We start from the raw sequence: 233 nt of genomic DNA on the forward strand, positions 1-233 counted from the left end.
TGATGCATTTGTAGTTACTGTATAGGTAACCTCTGGGGTACCATCTCCGTTCTCATCAACAGTAATCGTTAAGGTTTCATTTGCTTCTCCTGTTCCGGTTAAAGTTGGGGTAATGTCATTGGTAGTAAACGTATCTGCAGTAGGTGCAGTCGTATCAATTGTAACTACTCCACTTCCACTATTGCCTCCGGCATCAGTAGCCACAACATCTAAAGTGTCGTTATCTGTTAATA

1 protein-coding gene is annotated in these 233 nt (G+C 41.6%); it reads right to left on the reverse strand.

Going from position 1 to position 233, the window contains the following annotated elements:
• A partial coding sequence (locus tag Z054_RS31940) for a hypothetical protein (protein ID WP_035093598.1) occupies window positions 1-233 on the reverse strand: 233 nt, incomplete at both ends.

The sequence above is a fragment of the Aquimarina macrocephali JAMB N27 genome, assembly GCF_000520995.1.
GTDB lineage: Bacteria > Bacteroidota > Bacteroidia > Flavobacteriales > Flavobacteriaceae > Aquimarina > Aquimarina macrocephali.